Genomic DNA, 25,439 nt, shown 5'->3' on the forward strand with positions numbered 1-25,439 from the left:
AGTTCATTAACAATATGGTAGAGATTGAGGTAACACAAGCGTTTTGGTATGGCTATTACTGAAGTTGAAGGTGATGGTTGTATTGAGAGAGTGCGGCTGTATGATTGAGTTAATTGAGGTTATATGGTCAAGAAGAGAAGCGCAAACGGTGGATGCCTTGGCAGTAAGAGGCGAAGAAGGACGTGGAATCCTGCGAAAAGCTTTGGGGAGCTGGAAACGAGCGTTGATCCGAAGATGTCCGAATGGGGGAACCCGGCTTGACGAGAGTTGAGTCACTTATGACTGAATACATAGGTTATGAGAGCGAACTTGGGGAACTGAAACATCTAAGTACCTAAAGGAAAAGAAATCAAACGAGATTCTCTTAGTAGCGGCGAGCGAAAGGGGAAGAGCCTGGTGTGATATATGATGCTATGAAGTGGAACGACTTGGGAAAGTTGACCGTAGGGGGTGATAGTCCCGTACACGTAGGTAGCATTAGGAACTAAGCACACGAGCAAGTAGGCCGGGACACGTGAAATCCTGGTTGAAGATGGGTGGACCATCATCCAAGGCTAAATACTACTTACTGACCGATAGTGAACCAGTACCGTGAGGGAAAGGCGAAAAGCACCCCGGAGAGGGGAGTGAAATAGACCTGAAACCGTTTGCGTACAAGCAGTGGGAGCCTGACTTAGGTTGGGTGACTGCGTACCTTTTGTATAATGGGTCAGCGAGTTACTTTCAGTGGCGAGGTTAACCTGATAGGGGAGCCGTAGAGAAATCGAGTCTTAATAGGGCGAGAGTCGCTGGGAGTAGACCCGAAACCGGGCGATCTAGTCATGTGCAGGATGAAGGTTGGGTAACACCAACTGGAGGTCCGAACCGGGTAATGTTGAAAAATTATCGGATGACGTGTGACTAGGAGTGAAAGGCTAATCAAGCTCGGAGATATCTGGTTCTCCCCGAAAGCTATTTAGGTAGCGCCTTGTGGGTTGATTACTGGGGGTAGAGCACTGTTTCGGCTAGGGGGCTGTCATGGCTTACCAAACCGATGCAAACTACGAATACTGGTTAATTGGACCACGGGAGACACACGGCGGGTGCTAACGTCCGTCGTGGAGAGGGAAACAACCCAGACCGCCAGCTAAAGTCCCAAAGTTATGGTTAAGTGGGAAACGATGTGGGAAGGCATAGACAGCCAGGAGGTTGGCTTAGAAGCAGCCATCCTTTAAAGAAAGCGTAATAGCTCACTGGTCGAGTCGGCCTGCGCGGAAGATGTAACGGGGCTAAAACCATACACTGAAGCTGCGGATGTGCATTAGATGCACGTGGTAGGGGAGCGTTCTGTAGGTCTGAGAAGGTGACTTGAGAAGGTTGCTGGAGATATCAGAAGTGCGAATGCTGACATGAGTAACGATAAAGAAGGTGAAAAGCCTTCTCGCCGTAAGTCTAAGGTTTCCTGCACGACGTTAATCGGAGCAGGGTGAGTCGGCCCCTAAGGCGAGGCGGAGACGCGTAGTCGATGGGAACCAGGTTAATATTCCTGGACTTTTTATAAGTGCGAAGGGGGGACGGAGAAGGCTAGGTGAGCCAGGCGATGGTTGTCCTGGTACTTGCATGTAGGCGGGCGAGTCAGGCAAATCCGACTTGCTGCTAACGCTGAGGTGCGGAGTGGTTCAGACACTTTGGTGTGCTGAGAAGTTATTGATGCCAAGCTTCCAGGAAAAGCCTCTAAGCGACAGCTTATAGAGAACCGTACCGCAAACCGACACAGGTAGACGAGTAGAGAATACTAAGGCGCTTGAGAGAACTCGGGTGAAGGAACTAGGCAAAATGGTACCGTAACTTCGGGAGAAGGTACGCCTTTGCTGGTTAGTTGCTTTACGTAATGAAGCTGGCGAAGGCCGCAGAGACCAGGTGGCTGCGACTGTTTATTAAAAACACAGCACTCTGCAAATTCGTAAGAAGACGTATAGGGTGTGACGCCTGCCCGGTGCCGGAAGGTTAATTGATTTGGTTAAGCGCGAGCTGAAGCTGATGATCGAAGCCCCGGTAAACGGCGGCCGTAACTATAACGGTCCTAAGGTAGCGAAATTCCTTGTCGGGTAAGTTCCGACCTGCACGAATGGCGTAACGATGGCCACACTGTCTCCACCCGAGACTCAGTGAAATTGAAATTGCGGTGAAGATGCCGTATACCCGCGGCTAGACGGAAAGACCCCGTGAACCTTTACTACAGCTTTGCACTGGACTTTGACAATGACTGTGTAGGATAGGTGGGAGGCTAAGAAGTATGAACGCTAGTTTGTATGGAGCCGACCTTGAAATACCACCCTGTGATTGTTGAGGTTCTAACTTGGTCCCATGAACTGGGATGAGGACAGTGTATGGTGGGTAGTTTGACTGGGGCGGTCTCCTCCCAAAGAGTAACGGAGGAGCACAAAGGTACCCTCGGTACGGTCGGACATCGTACCAAGAGTGTAAAGGCAAAAGGGTGCTTGACTGCGAGAGCGACGGCTCGAGCAGGTACGAAAGTAGGTCTTAGTGATCCGGTGGTTCTGTATGGAAGGGCCATCGCTCAACGGATAAAAGGTACTCCGGGGATAACAGGCTGATACCGCCCAAGAGTTCATATCGACGGCGGTGTTTGGCACCTCGATGTCGGCTCATCACATCCTGGGGCTGCAGCAGGTCCCAAGGGTATGGCTGTTCGCCATTTAAAGTGGTACGCGAGCTGGGTTTAGAACGTCGTGAGACAGTTCGGTCCCTATCTGCCGTGGGCGTAGGAAAATTGAGAGGAGCTGCTCCTAGTACGAGAGGACCGGAGTGGACAAACCTCTGGTGTACCGGTTGTGACGCCAGTTGCATTGCCGGGTAGCTAAGTTTGGACGGGATAACCGCTGAAAGCATCTAAGCGGGAAGCCTCCCTCGAGATGAGTTTTCCCATGAAGCCCGTTGAAGACGACGACGTTGATAGGCGAGGTGTGGAAGCGTAGTAATACGTGAAGCTAACTCGTACTAATTGGCTGATTGTCTTGACCATATAACCTGAGTTGATTCAGGTTAACGCATGCGTTTGTGTATGCCTCAATCTTTACCACTTGGAAGCGTAAGCTTCCAATACCGTTTTTCCTGGCGACCATAGCCGTTTGGAACCACCTGATACCATCCCGAACTCAGAAGTGAAACGAACGCGCGCCAATGATAGTGTGGGGCTTCCCCATGTGAAAGTAGGTCATCGCCAGGGCTTTTTTCCTAAAGCGGCTAAAGAGCCGCTTTTTTTTCAAAAAATTTTATCTTTATTTGTCCACGGTTCATTTTCCCCAGATATAATGACTCAAAGTGCTTTCTGTTTAAACGGATTGTCTTTATTCATTTTATAAATAATTATCGCCAATTATGGTTGAATTATTTAGAATAAATCAGCGTTTTGAAGGAATTAAAGCTTTATGTTAGTCCATCATGTTAGGGAATTTATTCGAAATTTAAATAGCAATTCCGCTTTAAAAAAATTTGACCGGAAATTTTTAGATGAATTAAGCGAAGCATGTCCTATTGTTCGTGATGATGAATGCTTGAATGACGTTCAAATTAAACTTATTTTGAATATATTTGCAAAACGGTGGAAATGCGTTTTTGATACGCTTGCAGATTATACCGTTTGTCCTGACGGTATTAATGAATATTGGATAAAGTTTGCAAAAGCTTTGGCTGATGATACCGGAAAAAAGTATTTGCAAATACTCATGCCAAGTATTGTTAATTCTATTGATCCAAATAATCTTAGCCGGCTTGCAGATTGTACGGATTTACGTGATTTTTTCTGTAGTGATGATAAGAAGATTTTATATCGTATCAGAGGATTATTGGAGCATGTGCAGGCTAGTCATGTTTTTTCAACGCATACTAATCCCAAGAGTCGTCTTTTATCTCCATTGTCTTTATCTGAGTTGCTAAGAATTCGCACCAAACGAGGAGCAAGACTACAATTTGAACTATCGGGTAAAACTTATCAAAATTTCTGGGATTATCTTGAACAAGAAATGATGCCGACATGGCAGACGCGCGGTGAATGTCCCAGACACTTATTGCCAGGCCTGCTGGAGTTAATTGAAGCTTTTTTTACTGAAAAGCATGATAAATTGCCGGAATTTCGTAAGCAACTGATGGAGTGGATAAAATGCTTACGCACTTGCCCCGTTCATGATGTCAATTGGTTATATGCACAAAGTATTTCCGTGGATGGTGAAAATGTTTATTTGATCAATATTCTTCTCGATTGTTTACAGGACAATAAGTTAGCATTGTGTAATAAAATGAGAGGCGTAGCTCGTTGGCTTTGTCAATATGATGCATCGTTCATTGTTGAGAGCAGAGAGCTTGATGACCTATATGGAGAGTTTGCCGTTGGGACCTCATTTAACTTAGCTAAACTGCAAGAATTGTTGGCAGAGATCATTCGAGTGACGCCTGAATTGCGTAGTAAGCTGGTTGAGATTCAGGAAGAATTAACTAGATCGGTCGATATTTCATCAAAAATCATTACTTCTTTACGGGCAATTTATCATTTACGATGGAGCCAAATAAGCGGAAAAGATATGGATTATACGCGTATCCAGGGGAGAAAAAATGCGCCTTGGATAGCAATGGCACAGTATTTGGCAGGTGCTGGTTACATAGAAAAAATTATTATAGATTTTTAATGCCAACCATCCAACATACCATGGATGTCGTTCGCCTAGAATGTTTGACTGCTTTTCCTTTGTCCCATTATATTTTATCAGAGGACGGTACTCACTTAATTCTCTTGGATAATTGTGCCGATAATTACCGTATTCATGGAAATTTTTCTAAAATAGAAGAAACGTCGATAGAACCTTTGACAACGGTAGAAGAAGAACGTATTGCCTATGCTAACCCACGCTTCCATAAATACATTGAAATACTTCGTTGCCAAGCAAGTGAACAAGACCCACCTATTTCTTTGAAAACAATACGAGCCATAAAAAGGCTTGTGGATGAAAGTCTTTATCCTGTCGGACTATTGTTTGGGTATGATTATGATCAAAAACAAATGGTTGCCGCTGAAAGAGCTTATGGTGTTTTTGCGGAATTTTTACATCGAATGCCACAGGAAGAACGACAAAAATTAAACAGACAACATATTATCTTTAATAACAAAAGGGTAACTTTTGCGCAGGTACTGCGAGCAGTACAACAAGATGAATGCATTGCCGTATATGGCCAATATTTGGCTCAACTCGTCATGGATTACGCTCCATACTTGACATTCCAAAGAGAAATTGAACTTCGAGTTGATGTCAATAAAATGCGTTCCCATTCCAGGCAGAAAGTACCGAGTGATTATGCATATCTGAGTCATGAAGATGCTTTAAAACGACTTCTAATTATCTATAAATCTTTAATGACTCATAATTTTTCTTGCTGGCCTTTACATGGGATATCTATATCAGGGTTGGGTGTTATTAATACGGTTCCTCCTGAAGTCAATAAAATTTTTTCATTACTCATGCCAATGGTCTTGTCGGGTAATTTTATTCCTGCTGTGGCTGTATATGCTGAAATGATGGAATCTGTGATTAAGCCGGCACTCCGAGATAAAAGCTGGAAGACATGGATGACCCGGTATAATGATACACATAGCTGGCTTGTATCCATTGCAAATCAAACGTTGTTTACGCAAAAAGATGAGTGGTTTGAACCTAAATTTCTTCTAGTAACCTTATTTCCTTTAGCACAAGACCGTTCATTTATTTGTCCACCGCTAAAAGTTTTTCTGGAGAAGTTAGTTTACATTTATTTGACCTCTGGAAGTCAAGTCATGAGGGATGCAATGATTAATGCGCAGTTTGCCACGTTGCTGAGAGATTTGGATGAACCTGTGAGAAATTATATATTAAGTGCGTTGAAAGCATCCGAACATTTGATGGTTGAAGATGCTGCATTTCATGAAATTTGTGCTACACAACTGATTCATCGTTTAGCTTTAATAGGGGCTAGGACGTCTATGGCCTCTAAAACTGGTTTTTTTGATCGCGCTGAGGGTCATGCATCATCTGTTTATAAAACCATAAAAGGCAAACTACAAAAGGCTATAGCAGGCCATACTCATTCGCTCATGGATGTGCTGGAAGGATTGCAAACGGGGCTGGGCGATCATACCATTCCTGTGTCCCATCATGTGTCTGATAAAATGTTGAGTTATTTACAACCTATGAGAAGTGGTTTTTTACCAGCACCTCATCTTGAAGTTCCCCCTTCTCCGCCAGTGGGCTTAGCCCCAGCCTGATTTACTGACAAGGATCTGTTAAGCACAACCCCTATCAATTTTTTTGTAGGTGTGCGCTGATGGCCAAGGGATCTTTTTTGTGCCAGTTTAATAATGCTAAAGATAAAACTCCAGCGATTAATCCCCAAAATGCCGACCCTATACCATATAAAGACATGCCTGAAGCAGAAACCAGCATGGTAATGAGCGCGGGTTCCCGTTGAGATTCTTCTTCCAGTGCTGTTTTTAGGCTATTGCCAATGGTGGCAAACAGTGCAAGTCCAGCGATTGTTAAAATGAATTCCTGTGGAAAAGTAGCAAACAAGGTAACGACGGTAGCACCAAATAAACCGATAACTAACCAGCAAAGTCCTGCAAATATCGTCGCTTTGTAGCGAGTGGCAGGATTATTATCGGCCTCTTTTCCTGTACAAATGGCTGCGGTAATCGCTGCCAGATTAATTGCATAACATCCAAAAGGCGCTAAAAGAAGACTTGCTAATCCTATCCAGGTGATTAATGATGAAACCGGTGGTTCATAATTATTAGCTTTTAGTACAGCCACACCAGGAATGTTTTGTGAAGTCATGGTGACTATAAAAAGAGGCAGGCCAATACTAATAAGTATTGCAGGGGAAAATACTGGTGTGATGAAGATAGGAGTGGATAAAGCAAAATGGAAATGGTTTAAATGAAATAAATTTTGTGTCCAAGCTGTAATAATTCCTAGTATGAAAACCAAAAAAATGACGTAACGAGGGAATAAACGTTTTCCTATTAAATAGGCGATAAACATGATGATTACCAAAGAAAATTGATGCTGCATGGAGGTAAAGACATTCATGCCAAAATGAAGAAGAATACCAGCCAGCATGGCGGAGGCCAGTGAGTGCGGTATATGAGACATGATTTTTTCGAATAAACCAGTAAATCCCGAAATAAGTGTCAATACGGCTGAAAAAATAAAGGCACCAATGGCTTCCGGCATAGATACGCCTGATAAACTGGTAACTAGCAAGGCAGCTCCAGGGGTGGACCAACCGGTTAAAATAGGCAAATGGTAACGAAGTGACAATCCAATGCAGGTAACGGCAATACATAGGCTCAACGCAAGAAGCCATGAACTTATTTCTGCTTGTGTGGCGCCGACAGTTGCCGCGGCTTGAAAGATCAATACGGCGGAACTGGTAAATCCTACCATAACGCCAACAAATCCTGCAATCAGGTTGGGAAGTGAAAAATATTTAAACATAAAATATCAGCTTGCAAATTGTTTACTGATCTTAACATAGTTCTCATAACGATCACGTGTTATTACCCCTTCTTTTATGGCATTAGATAACGCACAACCTGGCGTGTTTAAGTGATCACAATTGCGAAATTTGCATGAGGATAAATAGGGTTTAAATTCTCGGTAGCCTTTTGCAATTTCGGTTGCCGGCATATGCCATAAACCGAATTCACGCACGCCGGGTGAGTCAATTAATGCACCACCTGTTGGTAATTCATAAAAACAGGAATTACTGGTTGTATGACGCCCTAGCTCACTTATGATAGAAATATCACCAGTTTGTATATTGGATTCAAAAGGCAAGATTTTTGCAATCAAGGATGACTTTCCAACCCCAGATTGTCCTACGAAAACACTGGTTTCATCATGAAGCGCTTTCTGCAGTTCCTGATAGCTGTTCTTGCGTTCTGGGGAAGTAAATAAAATGGAATATCCCAAGGGTTGATATTGTTGCTGCAAGCGCTCTGCCAGGTTTGTACAGGGTAAATCGATTTTGTTTAATATAATGCATGTTTTTAAATTTAAATGCTCGGCCATGACAAGATAGCTGTCTAATAATGACCAGGAAATTTGCGGTTTGGGGGCAACCACCACCATGATTTGAGTAATATTAGCGGCAATTGGTTTAATAATCCCTCGTTTATCAGGACGTCCAAGCACGCTATGCCGCGGATAGCGGCTGACAACAACGCCTTGTGCTTCACCTTCTGGTAGCCATACGACACGATCTCCTGCAACCAGAGAATCAATGGCAGGTCGGATTGAACAATGAATACAGGCTCCCTCATCATTTTTAATGAGGGCATGGGAACCAAAACGAGTAATAACCAATCCATCGACGGTTGTTTTATTATCCTCTAACGGCTGCCGATAGGATGTTTGTTTTTTCTCGATACGGGTTGATTGTTGTTTACTGACTCGACGTTTACTCATGGTTTATTATATACCCATAAATACGATTGGAAACATCTTCATGAAAGTCTATTTAGTAGGTGGGGCAGTACGTGATCAATTGTTGGGATTCCCGATTAAAGAACGCGATTGGGTTGTTGTTGGTGCAACCCCAGATGAATTAATCCATCAAGGTTATCAACAGGTTGGCCGTGACTTCCCAGTCTTTCTTCATCCTAAAACCGGAGAAGAATATGCATTAGCTCGTACGGAGCGTAAACGTGCGCCTGGCTATTATGGATTTACTTGTGTTTACGATACTAATGTTACATTGGAAGAAGATTTGGCTCGTCGAGATTTAACCATGAATGCTATGGCTATGGATGCACAGGGACAATTGATTGACCCGTATCATGGCCAAAAAGATTTAAAAGACAAGATATTACGTCATGTATCGCCGGCATTTGTGGAAGATCCTGTGAGGGTTCTAAGAGTTGCACGTTTTGCGGCGCGATTTCATCATTTGGGTTTTAAGCTTGCTGATGAAACCCAAACACTGATGTATTCAATGGTTAAAAATGGGGAGTTGGATCATCTGGTTGCTGAACGTGTCTGGCAGGAGTGGCAACGCAGTTTGCAAGAGAAAAATCCTGATGTATTCATTACTGTCCTTCGCTCTTGCGGGGCTTTGCGGGTCATATTACCTGAATTAGATGTTTTATTTGGTATTCCCAATTGGCGCCGGTATCATGCGGAAGTGGATAGTGGAGTACACTCATTATTAGTATTGCGTGCTGCTGCTTCTTTGAGTCAGGATCCTGAAATTCGATTTGCGGCTTTAATGCATGATTTAGGGAAAGGTAATACTCCAATGGCCATTTGGCCTGCGCAATATGGACATGAAAAACGTGGTCAGGAGATAATTAAGGCTTTATGCCAACGTTTACGAGTTCCGGTGGATTACCGCAAATTTGCAGTGATGGTTTGCCGTCATCATTTAAATATCCATCGTTTCGCTAAGTTGCGAGCGAATACAATTGTGGCTATTCTTGAACGTACAGACGCGTTTCGACGGCCACAATTATTTCAAAAATTATTAATCGTGTGTGAAGCAGATGCTAAAGGGAAAGGGAAGGAGTCATCTCAATACCCAGAAGCTGTACGCTGGCAAGAAGTGCTGACCGAATGCATGAAAATTGAAGCTAAATCTCTTATAGCCGAAGGATATCGAGGAGAAGCAATTAAATCTGCATTACACGAGCGCCGAGTAAATCAGGTAAAATTAATGCTTGGTTTGGAATCTGGTAAAGCATGAGTAGTAGCTGTTCGCAGAACTGCTTTTAAAATAGTATCTTGTTAATTTTGGAAAAACGATGAAAAACAATCAAAACCTCATTTGGATTGATTTGGAAATGACCGGCCTTGACCCTGAGCGGGAGCGCATTATTGAAATAGCGACTGTTGTAACAGACGCTCGTTTAAATGTGCTTGCGGAAGGACCCGTTTTGGCTGTGCATCAAGAGGAAGCGCTTCTTGCTAGCATGGATGATTGGAATACCCGCCAGCATCATCAATCTGGTTTGGTTAAACGAGTACGGGAAAGTGAAGTTTCCGAGGCTCAAGCAGAAGAACTGACGTTAACATTTCTCAGTCAATACCTTGATCAGGGGCAATCGCCCATGTGTGGTAACAGCATTTGTCAGGATCGTCGCTTTTTATACAAATACATGCCAAAACTTGCAGCATTTTTTCATTATCGTAATCTGGATGTAAGTACGTTGAAAGAATTGGCTGCACGCTGGCATCCGAAAATTTTAAGCGGTGTGACAAAGCAATCCAAGCATTTGGCTCTGGAAGATATTAAAGATTCTATTGCTGAATTGGCTTATTATCGTCAGCATTTCATGCAAGTACCTGACGAGTCGATGTAGGAGATAGAACGTGGTTATAAGAGAGCAATTAGTATTGCCAAATGGCGCAGATAAATTATTACTTCACTCTTGTTGTGCTCCTTGTTCGGGAGAAGTGATGGAGGCATTACTGTTTTCTGAAATTAATTTTGCTATTTTTTCTATAATCCCAATATTCATCCAGTGCAAGAATACGAAATCAGAAAACAGGAAAATATAGAGTTTGCCCAAAAGCATCATATTCCTTTCATCGATGCAGATTATGATAAAGACAATTGGTTTGAACGAGTTAAAGGATTGGAATGGGAGCCGGAACGAGGCAAGCGTTGTTCGGTGTGTTTTGATATGCGTTTTGAACGCACAGCGCTTTATGCCTATGAGCATGGTTTCCCAGTGATAAGCAGTTCATTGGGTATTTCACGTTGGAAAGACATGAACCAAATTAATGAATCCGGCATTCGTGCAGCCAGTCGTTATCCAAATCTTGAATATTGGACATACAATTGGCGAAAAAATGGCGGGGCAGCACGCATGTATGAAATTGCAAAACGAGAAAATTTTTATAAACAGGAATATTGCGGCTGTGTTTATTCTTTACGCGATACAAATACCTGGCGGAAAAAAAATGATCGCTGCCGCATTAAAATTGGCATAAATTATTATGGCGATGAAGAATCTATTCCAGCAACTGCACAAGATAAACCAGCCAACAATATAAATAACACTGAGGGATGAGCGATTGTCATGGTTGTTTTTCACCAACACGAGGATGGGCATCAACATACAGCGCCAGCATTTAATACGGCTTTTATCATTGCAATTGCTGCAAATGGTTTATTCGTTTTGATTCAAATCATTTTTGCTTATGTAACTCATTCAACAAGTTTGCTGGCTGATGCCATCCACAACCTTGGTGATGTATTGAGTTTGATATTAGCTTGGGTCGCTAGTAATCTTTTAAAGCGCCTGCCAACCCAGAAATCGACGTATGGCATGAAAAAAACCACCATTCTTGCTTCTTTTGCCAATGGGGTATTGCTTATTTTTACATGTGGAATCATTGCAACCGAAGCCATGTATAAGTTTTTTCCCCTTCAGACATTCAGGCCATCGGTGTTATGGTGGTTGCCGGAATTGGTATTATCGTTAATGGAGCAACGGCAGCATTGTTTTTACGGGGCACGGATGATTTAAATATTCGTGGGGCTTTTTTGCATTTGTTGTATGACGCGCTGATTTCCGTTGGTGTGGTTGTATCGGCATTCCTTCTTTATTGGACGGGTTGGAATTGGATTGACCCTTTAGTTGGATTATTGATTGCTGTGGTCATTTTAAAAGGGACATGGTCTTTATTTAGCGATAGCTTTCGTTTGATAGTGGATGGTGTTCCTCGAGGAATTTCTATAGTAAAAGTACGTCAATTATTGGAAAGTGAAGAGGGTGTAGAGGATGTTCACGATTTACATGTGTGGGCGTTAAGTACACAAGAAAATGCTTTATCAGTGCATCTGTGGATGCCAGATAATCCACTTACGGATGCAGGACGTCAAGCGTTAAACAAGAGACTTCATGACGAATACAATATTCATCATACGACATTTCAAGTTGAACGCATAAAAAGTCATTGTGATGATGCTTGTACTTCTTATCTTTGAGTGTTATCAAGATGTAATCCTGCATTGAGCAACGGTAGCACTTGTCCTATTAGCGATAAAAATGATTTTAAATTTAGAGTGAAATGTTTTTATGCTTTGGACACGTAAATATTATTATGGTGATGGGTAATGATTATCCATGTAGGGAGGCTCATGACTCATCATGCGGTGGTTTAAATGCCCCATAATCCATATAGAGGCCCCTACCAGAATAAAAATCAAAATAAATGTATAAATAAGTGCTAGCCAGCTCATCGACTTAACGAATGATTTTATATTTAAAAAAAATACAAAATGAACGATAACTTGTGCGATCGCTGAAAAAATAATGATTATTTTTATAATGTCGTGAGTGAGATTGAGAAGCATGACTACGCTAAAAGAAATGCTTGTCAACAGAATTGATAAACCGAACCCTAATATATAGTACTTCAGGCATTTCTGTTCCAATCCAAAGCTCATTACAATGTTCCCAACAAATAGACGAGCGTGAATATAAAAACCCATATCACATCTAATAAATGCCAATAAAAACCAAGTAAAACCAAGCGAATTTTGGTGTTTGACGTTAACCCTTTTTTAAGTATTTGACCAATCATGATGATTATCCAAAGTAATCCTATTACAACATGAAAACCGTGGGTTGCAACTAAACTAAAAAAAGCGGATAAAAATGCACTTCGTTGTGGTCCATTTCCTTCTATGATAAGACGGTAAAATTCATTAATTTCCATACTGATAAAGACGGTGCCCAGCATAAAAGTCAACATAAGCCAACCTATCATACGCTGTGTATTGTTTTTTTTAACCGCCAGCAGAGAAAGGCCATACGTAAAGGAACTTGTTAATAGACAAAGAGTTTCAAGCAAGACGGTGTTGAGATTAAATAACTCATGGCCTGATGGCCCACCAGCATAACTGGTGCTTAAAACAGCATAAGTTGCAAATAAAGCCGCAAACAATACGCAATCACTCATTAAATAGAGCCAAAAACCCAATATTCGGGTGGTAATAATGGTGTGCCACATCGTTGTAGTGGGTAGGGCTTTATGATGCATGATGCCCTCTTACATCATCGTTTGCTCTCATCCGTTGGTGATGCTGTTCTTCAATTTTTTTTATTTCATTTACAGGGATATAATAGTAAATATCATCTTGTGATAAACGAATTAACAGCGTTAATAAAATGCCTAAAAGGCTTGAAATGGATAACCACCATATATGCCAAGTCATAGCGAACCCAAATACCAAACTTAATGCACCAATATAAAAGCTGGCGGAGGTATTTTTGGGCATGAGGATGTCATGGTAGGTTTCGGGTCTTAGGTAAGTACGATTGTTTTGTTTCTTAACCCAAAAATCATCGCGAGCATCAATGGATGGGATGTAAGCAAAATTATAATGAGGGACAGGCGAAGGCCGTGACCATTCGAGGCTTCTGCCATTCCAGGGGTCGCCTGTTACATCAAGATGATGCTTTTGCCTGATGAAACTGACAATCACTTGCAGGATAAGACAAAAAACAGCAATGCCAATAAATACAACCCCGCAAGCTGAAATGAATAGAGGCAATTTCCAGGCAGGGATATCGTAATGATAGAGGCGTCGAGTCATGCCCATGAAACCAAGTACATAAAGCGGCATAAAGGTAATGTAGAACCCTAAGATAAAAAACCAAAATCCGGTTTTCCCCAAGGTCTCATTCAATGTAAAGCCATAGACCTTGGGAAACCAATAAGTGAAGCCGGCGATAGCGCCAAAAATGGTTCCAGCTATTATGACGTTATGAAAATGAGCGACTACAAATTCACTGTTGTGCAAAACAAAATCGGCAGAAGGAATAGCAAGCATTACACCAGCCATCCCGCCAATGACAAAAGTAATAAGAAAAGCCAGCGACCATAGCATGGGGATAGCAAAGCGTAACCGGCCACGATAAATTGTGAATAACCAATTAAAAATTTTTACCCCAGTGGGAATGGCAATAATCATAGTAGCGATGCCAAATACGGCATTCACAGTGCCACCACCACCCATCGTAAAAAAATGATGTAACCACACCAGATAAGAAATAATAGTAATGGCCATGGTTGAATAAACCATAGAAGAGTAACTGAACAATGACTTTTGACTAAAGCAACTTACAATTTCTGAAAAAATGCCGAAGGCGGGGAGAACTAAAATATAAACTTCTGGATGACCCCACGCCCAAAATAAATTAACGTACATCATCATATTACCGCCGGCCGTACTGGTGAAAAAGTGCATTCCCAGATAGCGATCCAAGGCTAATAAGGCAAGATCCACCGTTAGAATTGGAAATGCCCCAATAATTAAAATGCTGGTGCCTAGAGCAGTCCAAATGAATAGTGGCATTTTCATAAGCGTCATTCCAGGGGCTCGAAGTTTTAAAATGGTTACAACAAAATTGATGCCACTTAACAGTGTTCCTATTCCTGCAATTTGCAAGCTCCAAATATAATAATCTACCCCGACGCCAGGGCTGTATGGAAGTTCAGATAAGGGTGGATACGCGACCCATCCTGTTTTTGCAAATTCACCAATGCCCAGTGAGATATTGACAAGAATGGCTGCTGCAATTAATAACCATAGACTCAGCGCATTCATAAAAGGAAATGCCATATCACGGGCACCAATTTGTAATGGGACAATGATGTTGATTAATCCCATGATGAATGGCATGGCCATAAAAAAAATCATAATTACACCATGGCCGGTAAAGACTTGACTATAGTGTTCTGGAGCTAGATAACCTTGAGATGCTCCATAAGATAAAGCAAGATGGGTGCGCATCATGACACTGTCAATAAAACCACGAAATCCCATAATCAAGGCAACAACAATAAACATAACTCCAATTTTTTTATGATCGACCGAAGTAAACCACTCAGTCCAGAGAAGCTTCCATTTGCCAAAGTATGTAATTAATATTAAGAAAATAAGAAAAAACAGAATCATGCCACCAAATGCAATCATAATAATCATGCTGTTATAAGGTATTGCTGCAAGACTTAATTTTCCTAACATGTCTATTTTTTCCTTCATTCTTGCGCGGACCACGAGACGTCTGCTGCTATCTTTATTTTTGAGTCATGTTCTTATGGATAATTTCAAAAAACAGGTTCGATTGTATTGGTGAAAAATATTCAACAGGATTATTTATAGTCGGTTTTGCAAGTTGTTCATATTGTTGGTAATCAAGAGTATTGTTCGTATTTCTTCTGACCTTATTCACCCAGCGTTCAAATTGGTTGTTGGTGGCTACAATGGTTTTGAAATTCATGTGGGCAAAACCAAGCCCGCTAAAATTGGCAGAAATACCATGATAAGTACCGGGCTTATTGGCAATGAGGAATAATTGAGTTTGCATGCCTGCCATGGTCATGATTTGGCTGCCCAGTTGGGGAATAAAAAATGAATTAATGACTGAATCCGAAGTGAGGCGAAAATGGATGGGAACATTGGTTGGAAGTACAAGCTGATTAATGGTAGCTATCTGTTGTTTAGGATAAATGAAAAGCCATTTCCAATCTAAAGAGATGACTTGAATGGTAAGGGGATTGTGGTCGGATTTCAGTGGCTGGTAAGGATCCAGAGTGTGAGAAGTAATCCAAACTAGAATGGAAAGGATAGTGATAATGATAGCGGGAATAAGCCAAATCGTGATTTCAATGGTTCTGGAAAATTGCCACCTTGGTTTGTAAGTGGATGTCTTATTAGATTCCCTGTATTTCCAGGCAAACAGAAATGTCATGAAAATAGCAGGTAAAACGACAATAAGCATTAATATGGCCGCGACGATGATGATGGTTTTTTCGCTGGCGCCGATTTGGCCTGAAGGATTAAGTATTACGGCTGTGTGACAGCCACCAAGAAATATCATGGACCATAATCCAATGAATTTGCAAGAGGTCATTAATATTGGAAAAAATGGTCTAAATTCAGCCGATTGCTGGCGGTTGGCCTTAACATCCTTGTATTGTATTGATCTGGCCATGTCCTTAAATTCCATTTAAAAATACAGCCCGTTAGGTAAGTAGTAGTTGCCTATACATCCTCAAGTGGCATGTTAGGCTTTAATATTATTGGACGACTAACAGTAAGCCTTGGCGATAGGCGACACAAGCGCCGTTTTCATCGTTTAAATGCTCAAGTAATTTTCCCAGTTCTGCGTAAGCTGCTGGGGTAGCACTCAATGCAATGCTGTTTTCCAGATACGTTTTAGCTTTGCCCCATAAGTTTTTTATCTGACTCAAACGGCCAAGGCATAATAATAAAGCTGCTGAATGGGGATGCTCTCCAAGCAAGGATTCGGCAAAATCCAATTGAGCGACATCATCTTTGATTTGGCCATAAAGCATGATTAATTCTTCGTTGAATTGTTTGCTAAGAGAATGGCGCAATAAGGACTCAGCTTGTGGATATTTTTGGTTTTCTATTAGAAAACGGCAGTATAAAGCAATTAATTCGGGATCATGTTTTAACACTTTAGGTAAAGACGAAAAATACTCTTCAAGCAGTTGCAGTTGATTTTGTTTAATCATATCTGACATGGCTTGTAGATAAGTATGTTGCTGCAGACGTTTATAAGTATCCGCTGATATAACTTGATTACTTTTTAATTCAGGCAGTAGGTTGATTAATTGTGGCCAATCTCTGACTTCTTCATAAAGGTGCATTAATAGTTTTAATACATAAGGATGTTGGGGGGCTAATGTTTGCAAATGTTTGAGCGTGGCCAGCGCTTGTTCCCATTGACGGTTGGCGAGTTGCAATTGCGCTTGCGTTAATTCAACAGCTATTTTGGCTTCTGGCATGGATTGTTGTGCTTGGCGCAGATAATCATCACGAAGTTTATTATCTCCCATTTCCTGAGCGGCACGTGCGGCAGTTAGATAATTTAATAAAGGGGTGTCCGCATCGGGCAGTGCTTTAATCAAATGATTTTTTGCTTGTACCCAGTAGCCTTCACTAAATTCTATTAAACCTTGGCGAGTTTTCATCTGCGCTTTTTGCGAACGCCGTTTGGCTAACCAACGTTTCCATGAGGCAGGAATGCGTAAGATCCAATTTAAGGTAGAAATGAGTAAATAAAAGAAGAAAAAAAAGAGAATCAAACCCACGACGGCAACCCATAAAGTGGTTTCCAGAGTCCAGTGGTTAATGGCGACCAGGATATAGCCTGGATCTTGTTGCAATTGCAAGCCCAGCCAGACAGAAGCGAGCAGCAAGATAAAAATAAATAAAACACGAATCATTATGAGTTATCTCCCTTTAGGGTAGATTCATCAGCTTGTGAATCATTGGATTCGATGAACTGATTGAGCAATGATAAAGAGGTTTCAATCGTAGGTTTTTTCTGGATAAGAGACGCTTGTTGCATGGCTTGCAATTGAATAATGAGTGCTTTGGTGGTTGGAGCATTTTGTTTAAATGAATTTTGAATGCTTTTGAGTGCCTGATTTAAAGCTATTTTGTATATGGTTTCGTTATTTTGCAAAATGGCCCATTGCGCTTCTTGTAAATTCAGCCGAATATTTTCACGAAGCATGGCTTCTTGTGTGGTGGTTAATAAGGGTTGCATGGTTTCGTCATGTCGGCGAATCACAACCAGTTTTTCCAATAATCCAACACTTTCCTTTAATCGTTCTCTCCATGCAGAAGGTGTTGTATCGCTTGGAGTCTCTTGCTGTTTATCATCGGATGGAATAACGGATTTTTTAATAGGGATAGTATTAACTAAATTTTGGGCCGCATCTAGGCGACTTAGCAAACCAGCTATATCTACGTCAGGAATGGCTTGCGCTTCTGTTATTTCTTTTGCTATGGCTTGTCTGACTGCAAATAAGCGCTGATCATGCGTTATGGAGAGTAATTTATCAGCTTGTTGTAATAATGCAATGGTTGTTTGCGTATTATTACTCCAATGAGCATTTATTTGTGCCAATTGAAGGTAGTAACGAGCCTTAAGAAGCATCCAGTCTTTGGTTTGATAAAAGCGCTGTTGCATGGCGGAGTGAAGGTTTTTTTCCAAAAGAGTAAGTTTGTCTTTTAACGTATTTTGTGCTTGCTGCAGGGTGTTTATGGTTGCTTGAGCTTGGTTGGTATTTTCTGTTTGCTGTTGTTTGATTGTATTCAGCGCAGTTAATAATGAGTTATTCTGAACCGTCATTTGTTGATGTAGCTGGGTGTTTGCATAAATCGCATATAAAGCACCGCCAAGGGCAATTAAGGCAAGAATAATGATTAGCGTAAACCATGGTAATGAAACAAATCTTGTTGAAACATCACGACGTTGATTTGGCGTTTCCGGATGTTCTAATTTGGGGTCACTTGAAGATAATTGGGTGTTAGCTTCATTGCTGTTGGCCATGAATTAATCCTTGTTTTTCTTTTGGAACGTTTGTTTATAAAAGATATAGAGTGAATCTAAAATGCTATCATAGCTGCTGGTTATAATAGGTTTGATCCCACGCAAGGAGGCTGCTTTAGCCAGCCGCTCACTAATAACCAGACAGGGTTTATTGCAAAGCCATAAACGACCTTCTTCGCCCAATAAGGTAAACAGATTGTCAATGGCTTGTTGACTGGTAAACAGTATAATATTCACTGAGTCATCATGCCATAGGGAATTAATCTCATGCGCTGAATAACAGGGTAATGTTCGATAATAGACGGCTAATTCAATTAAATGAGCGCCTCGTAAACGCAAGGTATCAGCAATCAAGGTTCTTCCTTCTTCACCTTTAACCATCATGATGGTTTGATTGCCTACGGTTTGAAAAGCATCCAATTGCACCAGATGTTCACTATTGGAAATAGCCGGTATTTTATCGACACGTATACCCCATTGCGATAGTGTTAAAGCACTGGCCTTGCCTATGGCTGTAACCTGGATATGATTGGGCCATATAACATGTTGTTGAGTGAGTTTGCCAAAAAAATAGTTTACGGCATTGGGGCTAGTGAACACAGCCTGAGTAACACGGCTCATATCCGGTAAATGTTCAAACCAGCCATCGGTTGGTTTAATTTCTAATGCCGGAAGCTCTATACAGCGTCCACCGGCTTTGGCAATGGTTTGACTTAATGTTATATTTTGTCCTTTGGGGCGGGTATTAAGCAAACAAAGGCCTTGTAAATGGTTTGAATTCATAATGAAGAACCATTCAAAAGTTCTAATGCGCCATCACGTAATAAAGATTGAGCGCAATTATCTGCTAATATGGTAGCATCTCGTTGATGCCCGCGTTGACTATTACTGATTACTACACGGCCATCCATACTGGAAACTTTTGCATGCAGCAGCAGCTGTGAATGTGGTGCGGCTTTACAAAAAACTGCCAAAGAGCTATGACAATTACCGCCAAGATGAGCATTCACTTGCCGCTCGGTATTAACGCAAAGTGCGGACAGGGGATCGTTCAAAGGAGCAAGCAATTGTTGTACTGTTTGATCTTCGGTTCTGCATTCGATGCCTAAGGCCCCTTGCCCGCATGCTGGCAGCATTATTTCATCCGACAGTATTTCTTTAATAAGCATTTGCATTCCCATGCGCTCAAGTCCTGCTGCCGCGAGAATGATGGCGTCATATTCGCCGTCTTGCATTTTACTTATCCGTGTTTGAATGTTTCCCCGTAAGGGTTTAATTTGCAAGTCAGGACGCAAGGCCAGCAATTGCGTCTGACGACGAAGGCTGGACGTTCCAATGATGGCCTGAGCAGGCAACGTCATCAGATTTTCATACGCTTCACTAATGAGTACATCAAGGGGATTATGACGATGACAAATAGCAGAGATGGTTAATCCATGAGGACATGATGCAGGAACGTCTTTCATGGAGTGCACCGCCAGATCAGCGCGTTTATCGAGCAGCGCCTCTTCCAATTCTTTGACAAATAAGCCTTTCCCACCAACACTTAATAATTTGTCTTTAAGAAATTTATCGCCCGAGGTTTGCATGGGCAACAGTTCAATTCGTAAAGCAGGCCAATATTGTCTTAACAATTCACCCACATGGTTGGCTTGCCATAAGGCAAGAGGGCTTTTGCGGGTAGCAATTTTGAGCGTTTGTGGTGACATGAATGACAATATACTGATTAAAGATATTTATGATAGCATGATTTTAGTACCCAAGTAATTTTGGGGCAGGATGAGCTACACAGAAACTGATTAAACCGCAATGAATGCAATGCACATTATAAAATACCTTGATCAATCCTTACAGCGCCACATGTCCAGTTCTGCTCACCAACTGGTGTTTGTCGGGATGTTCGTTTTTCTAGGCTTCCCTTCATTCTATTGGATCTGGACCGCATGGTATCCACAGCCTTATGAATCGCTCGAGCTGCGATTAATTGGCAGTGTTCTTGGCCTGGGATTAATGTTATCTCCCTATTGGTCAAAAGGCATGAGACAATACATGCACTGGTATTGGTTTTTTACGTTGCTGTATGTTTTACCCTTTTTTTCACCTATTTTTTTTTAATGAGCCGGGCCAGTGACGTTTCTTCTATGTCGTTATTATGCAGCGTATTTTTGCTTGTATTACTGGTGGATTTGTCCGGACTTTGCTTGTTGCTGTTTATTGGATGTGGGCTGGCCTTTGCTGGTTATTATGTTACTTCCCCGGAATTTTATTTCACGCAAGAACATGCAGAAGTAGGCGTATTAGCGCTATTTTTTATCATTGCTGGTTCAACGGTGAATTATAAAACGGCGGTATTACAACGCCAACGTATGGCAGGGATAGCCGCAGCTGCAGGGATGATTGCCCATGAATTGCGTACTCCATTGTTGAGTATTAAAAGCGGTGCTCAGGCATTAAATGCGTCTATGCCGAAGTTATATGAGGGGTATTTATTGGCTAAAGAACGGGGCTTATTGTCTTCTGCCTTTCGGGAAAATCGTATGCAGCAATTGCAAAGTGTTAGTGAACGTATTATCCGGGAAATAAATTACGCAAATACCATTATTGATATGTTATTAATTAAGGCGGGACGTGATAATTCCTTGAAAAATTGCCCTATGGAATTGTGTTCCATGGCTGAATGTTTACAAGAAGCAGTCGACAGATACCCTTTCCGCTCTGCTGAAAATCGGGCATTGGTGAGTTGGCATGGAGATTTTCAATTTATAGGATCGAAATTATTGATGGAACATGTTTTATTTAATCTTTTAAAAAATGCCTTGTACGTGATTGCCATGTCTGAGCGCGGAGACATTAGTATATGGACAGAATGCTCTGATAAATTTAATTATTTATACGTTAAGGACACTGCTAAAGGCATGACAAAACAGCAATTGACACGTTTGTTTGATCATTTTTATACAACAACGTTTATGGGAACTGGTATAGGCTTGTCTTTTTGTAAATTAGTGATGAATCGTTTTGGCGGTGATATTGTTTGTGAGGCCCAAGAGGGAGTGTATACAAAATTTACTTTAACTTTCCCGGTTGTTTGAATATAGTATAAAAGAATTCTATCAGTAATTTTGCGTCTGCTCAGGAGGAGCTATGCAACATTTTTCAATTCCTGCATGTTACTTTCCAAGTACTGTATTATTTCTTGATGATAGCCGTGATTTTCTACTGAATTTTGTCTTGCAATTGGATGAAGGCGTTGCCTACAGAATTTTTGATAATCCTAATAAGACATTGGATTATATTCACAATAAACATTGTGAGCTGGAGTTATTGAATCAAGATGGTTTAAGTGAATATTCCGATTCTCGGCGTTTTGATTTGATTAATCATACACTGGACCTGGATTTGGCGGCTATTCATGCAGAAGTATATAATCCGCATCGGTTTTCTGAAATTTCGGTGGTGGTTGTTGACTATGCCATGCCAGGAATGAATGGGTTGGAATTTTGTCGACGAATAGAAAACAGTAATATTAAAAAAATTCTATTAAGTGGACAGGCTGATGAGCACTTGGCAATAGAGGCATTTAACGAGGGTTTGATTCATCGTTACATTAAAAAGAGTGATGTAAATGCAATCGAACTGATTACTCAGAGCATTTATGAGTTGCAATTTCAATATTTTCAAGCCATGTCGGATACGATTGTACGCATGCTGTCGTTTATGCCTCCCCGTTGTTTACAGGACAGGGAATTCGTTGGTTTTTTCTGAAATTTATTAAGGAAAAAGGCATCATCGAATATTATTTGGCAGATAATTCCGGCAGCTTTTTTATGCTTGATGATGATGCTAATCTCAGTTTTCTTCTGGTTAGAAATAAAGAAGAAATGCATGCTTATTATAATCTGGCTTTGGCGCAGGGTGCCGGCGAATCTATCCTGGAGTATTTAGCTTGTGGCCAACAGATGCCAGGTTTGTGGCAAGCCAGCGCATTCTCTCAGACGACGGATTGGTTGTCGTCGTTGGTTCCTGCGCAAAAGTTAACCTGCAAGGACACTTATTATTATGCTCACCTGCAGGGTAAAGCCTTGTCTAACATTCGGCAGCAAAAAATTCTCTCTTATCATCGTTATTTGGAAGAATTGGATGCTGAGGAATTGTTAATGGGTTAAATGGGTTTAACGTCGTTTAAAAAAAGCCATAGGAAGAGCGACCAGTGGTCTGTTTTGGTGCTTCATCAATGGATGTTACAGCACTATGCAGTAATGACAAGAGTGCACGGAAATCGTTTGACGAAGGCACAGAGATATCGGCATATCCTTGCGAAGGATTAATGCGGTTGTCATTAGCTGGCTTTAGTTTTTTCTCATATTCCTGCAATAATGAAGCGAGCGTTACAGATTGTGATTGCGAAGCGGCCAAGTAATGGCAAAGACAGCTGTCTTTATCTTCAGGCATGAAAACTTTGATCTCTAATGCTTCGCGAAGAGTGGCATCTTCAAATAAAAAGTGGCCTACGACGATGATAATGTCTTCAGCCTTGTGGATGGCAGAGAGTAGACCATCTTTGTCTAGTTCAAAATCAGGGCTGCAAAACTGTTCTTCCTCAATTAAGGTGACGGAATTTTCTACTTCGATTTTTTCCTTTAATAGTGTAGCTAGTTGCTTTGCTCGTGAGCCAAAAGGTCCACAAATACCTATGATGCGCATAAAATAATCCAGGATATCAAAATTAGCGCATTATATAACAGGTTAAAAATTTGGCAAATAAATCATTTAATGAATAGCAAGAAGGCTTTACTGGAAATGAAGATGACTTATCAGGTATGATTTTTTAATCTGCTAATTTTAGGAATGTTTTCATGCGGACAGTCATTTTTGTCGGTGCGCTTTTGCTGCCAATGGCATTACATGCTGAGAGTGATTTCTATCGTGAACAAATTCAACAAAGAATTAGTCCAATAGGGAAAGTTAGAATTCAAAATGAAGGCAATTTGCCTGCGACGGTTACCGCTGAGAAAGAAAAGGAAATTAAAACACAGAAAACAGCAGGTCAGGAAACCTATGAGAAATATTGTGTGGTGTGCCATCGCGAAGGGGTAGCGGGGGCTCCAAAATTTCGTGTTGAGGCGGATTGGAAATCAAGATTGGATAAGCAAGGCATAGATGGTTTAACGAAGAGTGCTATGAAAGGATTAAATGCAATGCCTCCCAAGGGAACTTGTGTTGAATGCAGTGAAGCAGACATCAAAGCCACAGTAGAATATATGGTGCCACAATCATGAGCAAACGTAATTATCGAAGCATACAAGCTGTTTTGCTTTTATTAACGCTTATCGTCGTCGGTTTTTCTTTTTATTTTCAATATGTCGTTGGATTGCAACCGTGCCCGTTATGTTTAATGCAGCGTTTGTGTGCTTTTTTATTGGGTATGTTTTGTCTGATGGGTTTGTGTTTGTCGACTTTAAAACGAGGACGATTTGTTGCCATTTTGCAAATGTTTTTCGCAACAAGTGGGTTGTTTTTTGCCTCGCGACAATTGTGGTTACAGTCTCTGCCAGCAGAGCAAGCCCCGGTTTGTCTGCCTGGCCTTGAGATATTAATTCGCTATTTCCCATGGCAGGATGTGGCGCATGCGCTTTTCTGGGGATCAGGAGAATGTGCTGAGGTGTCATGGCAATGGCTGGGTTTGTCTATGCCTGCATGGGCAGCCTTATATTTTTTCTTTATGTTGGTTGTCTGTGGTGTCTTATACTGGCGATTGGGTCGAACATTGCGACAGCTTGGGAGATGGTAAGGATTGCCGTGAAAAATAGACTGGTAAAGACTTCTCTTCTTGGTTATGATCATTTTTTTGTCAATTCTGGACGGTAATGAACACATTTCACTGTGAAGTTATTCACCGCCATAAACATACAGCTGCACGTATAACCAAGGTGATAACACCGCACGGAGAATTTATAACACCGGTATTCATGCCAGTGGGTACGCGAGCAGGCGTAAATAATATGATGCCTTCTGAACTGCGTGCAGCAGGCAGCCAAATCATCTTGGGCGGTAATACGTATCATATGTTATGTGCCCCGGGGATGGCTGTGATTGAACAAGCGGGCGGGATGCATGCTTTTATGGGGTGGCATGGCCCCATGCTGACGGATAGCGGTGGATTTCAAGTATTTAGTCTTTCAAAAAACAAAGAAATTTGCACGATTGATGAAACAGGGGCTCATTTTCTCCTACCAGGTTCTCAACGAGTCATTCATATGACGCCTGAAATGTCATTGCAAACTCAAAAAATTATTGGCGCTGATATTATCATGGCGTTTGATCAATGCACGCCAGATCACTGTTCTCCTGCTGAAGCACATCAAATCATGTGTCGAACTCACCGATGGCTCAGGCAATCCATGACTTATCACCAAGAGCATCCTGTTTCACGGTATGGTGCTCGTCAAGCGTTGTTTGGTATTGTGCAAGGGGGAATTTATAGAGATTTGCGTCGTGAAAGTGCTGATTTTGTGGCTTCAATGAACATGGATGGTTTTGCAATTGGAGGAGAAACGATTGGTTTTGATATGGAAAAGACGGTGGAAGTGATCCGTTGGATAAAAGAATTTTTACCGGAAAATAAGCCACGCTATACCATGGGGGTAGGCATGTCGCCACAGGATCTGTTAGATGTGGTTGCAGAGGGAATTGATATGTTTGATTGTGTTGCACCTACACGTAATGCCCGTCATGGTGCACTGTATTGTGGTGAGATAGTAAAAGCAGGAAATTGGTTAAAGTTTGCCAGTGAACATCAGAATGCCCGTCTTCAAATTAAAAAATCATGTTATGCAGAAGACCTGTCACCCATTATGGAAAATTGCGCTTGCTATACCTGCAGACACTATTCTCGAGCCTATTTGCACCACCTCGTCAAACGAAAAGCAAATTTGTTTACAGTATTAGCGAGTATCCATAATGTCCATGTTTTACAGGATGTATGTGCTAAAATGCGCGCCGTCATAACAGAGGATTGTTCATAACC

Annotated in this window: 22 protein-coding genes, 2 rRNA genes and 2 pseudogenes; 15 read left to right on the plus strand and 11 right to left on the minus strand. The window is 41.5% G+C overall.

Annotation, left to right across the window (positions count from 1 at the left end; translation table 11 throughout):
- The first annotated feature begins 125 nt into the window (after positions 1–125).
- The 4 genes from LOA_RS02130 to LOA_RS02145 all read left to right on the plus strand — a co-directional run bounded on the left by LOA_RS02130 (position 126) and on the right by LOA_RS02145 (position 6,292).
- A 23S ribosomal RNA gene (locus LOA_RS02130) occupies positions 126–3,025 on the plus strand.
- 88 nt (positions 3,026–3,113) lie between these two features.
- Positions 3,114–3,229: ribosomal RNA gene (rrf, locus tag LOA_RS02135) — 5S ribosomal RNA — on the plus strand.
- 202 nt (positions 3,230–3,431) lie between these two features.
- Positions 3,432–4,685, plus strand: coding sequence for a hypothetical protein (locus LOA_RS02140; protein WP_025384943.1), 1,254 nt, complete (start codon positions 3,432–3,434; stop codon positions 4,683–4,685).
- A complete protein-coding gene (locus LOA_RS02145; RefSeq protein WP_025384944.1) occupies positions 4,685–6,292 on the plus strand; it encodes a hypothetical protein in 1,608 nt (535 codons plus the stop codon). The genes LOA_RS02140 and LOA_RS02145 overlap by 1 nt, the downstream gene beginning before the upstream one ends.
- 34 nt (positions 6,293–6,326) lie before the next feature.
- On the opposite strand, the gene LOA_RS02150 is transcribed toward LOA_RS02145, so the two are convergent.
- Positions 6,327–7,523, minus strand: a complete 1,197-nt coding sequence (locus tag LOA_RS02150; protein ID WP_025384945.1) for a benzoate/H(+) symporter BenE family transporter — start codon at positions 7,521–7,523, stop codon at positions 6,327–6,329.
- Between the two features lie 6 nt (positions 7,524–7,529).
- On the minus strand, positions 7,530–8,495 hold the full coding sequence (gene rsgA, locus LOA_RS02155; RefSeq protein WP_025384946.1) for a small ribosomal subunit biogenesis GTPase RsgA: 966 nt from the start codon (positions 8,493–8,495) through the stop codon (positions 7,530–7,532).
- A gap of 40 nt (positions 8,496–8,535) precedes the next feature.
- Here rsgA and LOA_RS02160 point away from each other — a divergent pair, with 40 nt between their 5' ends.
- The 4 genes and pseudogenes from LOA_RS02160 (at position 8,536) to LOA_RS02175 (ending at position 12,018) form a co-directional block, all read left to right on the plus strand.
- Entirely contained in the window at positions 8,536–9,768 is a 1,233-nt protein-coding gene (locus LOA_RS02160) for a multifunctional CCA addition/repair protein (RefSeq protein WP_025384947.1), read from the plus strand.
- 58 nt (positions 9,769–9,826) lie between these two features.
- A complete protein-coding gene (orn, locus tag LOA_RS02165) occupies positions 9,827–10,384 on the plus strand; it encodes an oligoribonuclease (protein WP_025384948.1) in 558 nt (185 codons plus the stop codon).
- Positions 10,385–10,394: 10 nt separating this feature from the next.
- Positions 10,395–11,098: pseudogene (locus LOA_RS02170) on the plus strand (epoxyqueuosine reductase QueH).
- Positions 11,099–11,107: 9 nt separating this feature from the next.
- Positions 11,108–12,018 (plus strand): annotated as a pseudogene (locus tag LOA_RS02175) (cation diffusion facilitator family transporter).
- A gap of 114 nt (positions 12,019–12,132) precedes the next feature.
- On the opposite strand, the gene LOA_RS02180 reads toward LOA_RS02175, so the two are convergent.
- The 8 genes from LOA_RS02180 to hemC all read right to left on the minus strand — a co-directional run bounded on the left by LOA_RS02180 (position 12,133) and on the right by hemC (position 20,121).
- Entirely contained in the window at positions 12,133–12,480 is a 348-nt protein-coding gene (locus LOA_RS02180) for a cytochrome o ubiquinol oxidase subunit IV (protein ID WP_025384949.1), read from the minus strand.
- On the minus strand, positions 12,480–13,076 hold the full coding sequence (gene cyoC / locus LOA_RS02185; protein WP_025384950.1) for a cytochrome o ubiquinol oxidase subunit III: 597 nt from the start codon (positions 13,074–13,076) through the stop codon (positions 12,480–12,482). Before cyoC ends, LOA_RS02180 begins: the two co-directional genes overlap by 1 nt.
- Positions 13,066–15,066 (minus strand): cytochrome o ubiquinol oxidase subunit I, encoded by a 2,001-nt coding sequence (gene cyoB, locus LOA_RS02190; protein WP_025384951.1) that lies wholly within the window; start codon positions 15,064–15,066, stop codon positions 13,066–13,068. Before cyoB ends, cyoC begins: the two co-directional genes overlap by 11 nt.
- A 52-nt stretch (positions 15,067–15,118) precedes the next feature.
- Positions 15,119–16,036 carry a ubiquinol oxidase subunit II gene (cyoA, locus tag LOA_RS02195; protein WP_158423005.1) on the minus strand — a complete coding sequence of 306 codons (918 nt, stop codon included), beginning with the start codon at positions 16,034–16,036 and terminating at the stop codon, positions 15,119–15,121.
- 85 nt (positions 16,037–16,121) lie between these two features.
- Complete coding sequence (locus LOA_RS02200) at positions 16,122–17,297, minus strand: heme biosynthesis HemY N-terminal domain-containing protein (protein ID WP_025384953.1); 1,176 nt, start codon at positions 17,295–17,297, stop codon at positions 16,122–16,124.
- Positions 17,297–18,412, minus strand: a complete 1,116-nt coding sequence (locus LOA_RS02205; protein ID WP_025384954.1) for a uroporphyrinogen-III C-methyltransferase — start codon at positions 18,410–18,412, stop codon at positions 17,297–17,299. Before LOA_RS02205 ends, LOA_RS02200 begins: the two co-directional genes overlap by 1 nt.
- A 3-nt stretch (positions 18,413–18,415) precedes the next feature.
- On the minus strand, positions 18,416–19,195 hold the full coding sequence (locus tag LOA_RS02210) for a uroporphyrinogen-III synthase (RefSeq protein WP_025384955.1): 780 nt from the start codon (positions 19,193–19,195) through the stop codon (positions 18,416–18,418).
- Positions 19,192–20,121 (minus strand): hydroxymethylbilane synthase, encoded by a 930-nt coding sequence (gene hemC, locus LOA_RS02215; protein ID WP_025384956.1) that lies wholly within the window; start codon positions 20,119–20,121, stop codon positions 19,192–19,194. The genes LOA_RS02210 and hemC overlap by 4 nt, the downstream gene beginning before the upstream one ends.
- Before the next feature lie 109 nt (positions 20,122–20,230).
- Between hemC and LOA_RS15080 the strand changes: the two genes are divergently transcribed.
- From LOA_RS15080 to LOA_RS15090, 4 genes are all read left to right on the plus strand, one after another.
- Positions 20,231–20,527 carry a hypothetical protein gene (locus LOA_RS15080; protein ID WP_238551294.1) on the plus strand — a complete coding sequence of 99 codons (297 nt, stop codon included), beginning with the start codon at positions 20,231–20,233 and terminating at the stop codon, positions 20,525–20,527.
- 50 nt (positions 20,528–20,577) lie between these two features.
- A complete protein-coding gene (locus tag LOA_RS02220) occupies positions 20,578–21,504 on the plus strand; it encodes a sensor histidine kinase (RefSeq protein ID WP_238551295.1) in 927 nt (308 codons plus the stop codon).
- Between the two features lie 52 nt (positions 21,505–21,556).
- Entirely contained in the window at positions 21,557–22,177 is a 621-nt protein-coding gene (locus tag LOA_RS15085) for a response regulator (protein ID WP_238551296.1), read from the plus strand.
- Between the two features lie 62 nt (positions 22,178–22,239).
- On the plus strand, positions 22,240–22,578 hold the full coding sequence (locus tag LOA_RS15090) for a hypothetical protein (protein ID WP_238551297.1): 339 nt from the start codon (positions 22,240–22,242) through the stop codon (positions 22,576–22,578).
- 16 nt (positions 22,579–22,594) lie between these two features.
- On the opposite strand, the gene LOA_RS02230 is transcribed toward LOA_RS15090, so the two are convergent.
- Positions 22,595–23,116 carry a nucleoside/nucleotide kinase family protein gene (locus LOA_RS02230; RefSeq protein ID WP_025384957.1) on the minus strand — a complete coding sequence of 174 codons (522 nt, stop codon included), beginning with the start codon at positions 23,114–23,116 and terminating at the stop codon, positions 22,595–22,597.
- Positions 23,117–23,268: 152 nt separating this feature from the next.
- On the opposite strand from LOA_RS02230, the gene LOA_RS02235 reads away from it, so the two are divergent.
- From LOA_RS02235 to tgt, 3 genes are all read left to right on the plus strand, one after another.
- Positions 23,269–23,691 (plus strand): c-type cytochrome, encoded by a 423-nt coding sequence (locus tag LOA_RS02235; RefSeq protein WP_025384958.1) that lies wholly within the window; start codon positions 23,269–23,271, stop codon positions 23,689–23,691.
- Positions 23,688–24,203, plus strand: coding sequence for a disulfide bond formation protein B (locus LOA_RS02240; RefSeq protein WP_025384959.1), 516 nt, complete (start codon positions 23,688–23,690; stop codon positions 24,201–24,203). Before LOA_RS02235 ends, LOA_RS02240 begins: the two co-directional genes overlap by 4 nt.
- A gap of 76 nt (positions 24,204–24,279) precedes the next feature.
- Positions 24,280–25,437 carry a tRNA guanosine(34) transglycosylase Tgt gene (tgt, locus tag LOA_RS02245; RefSeq protein WP_025384960.1) on the plus strand — a complete coding sequence of 386 codons (1,158 nt, stop codon included), beginning with the start codon at positions 24,280–24,282 and terminating at the stop codon, positions 25,435–25,437.
- The last annotated feature ends 2 nt before the right edge of the window (positions 25,438–25,439 follow it).

The organism is Legionella oakridgensis ATCC 33761 = DSM 21215, assembly GCF_000512355.1.
GTDB classification, from domain to species: Bacteria; Pseudomonadota; Gammaproteobacteria; order Legionellales; family Legionellaceae; genus Legionella_A; species Legionella_A oakridgensis.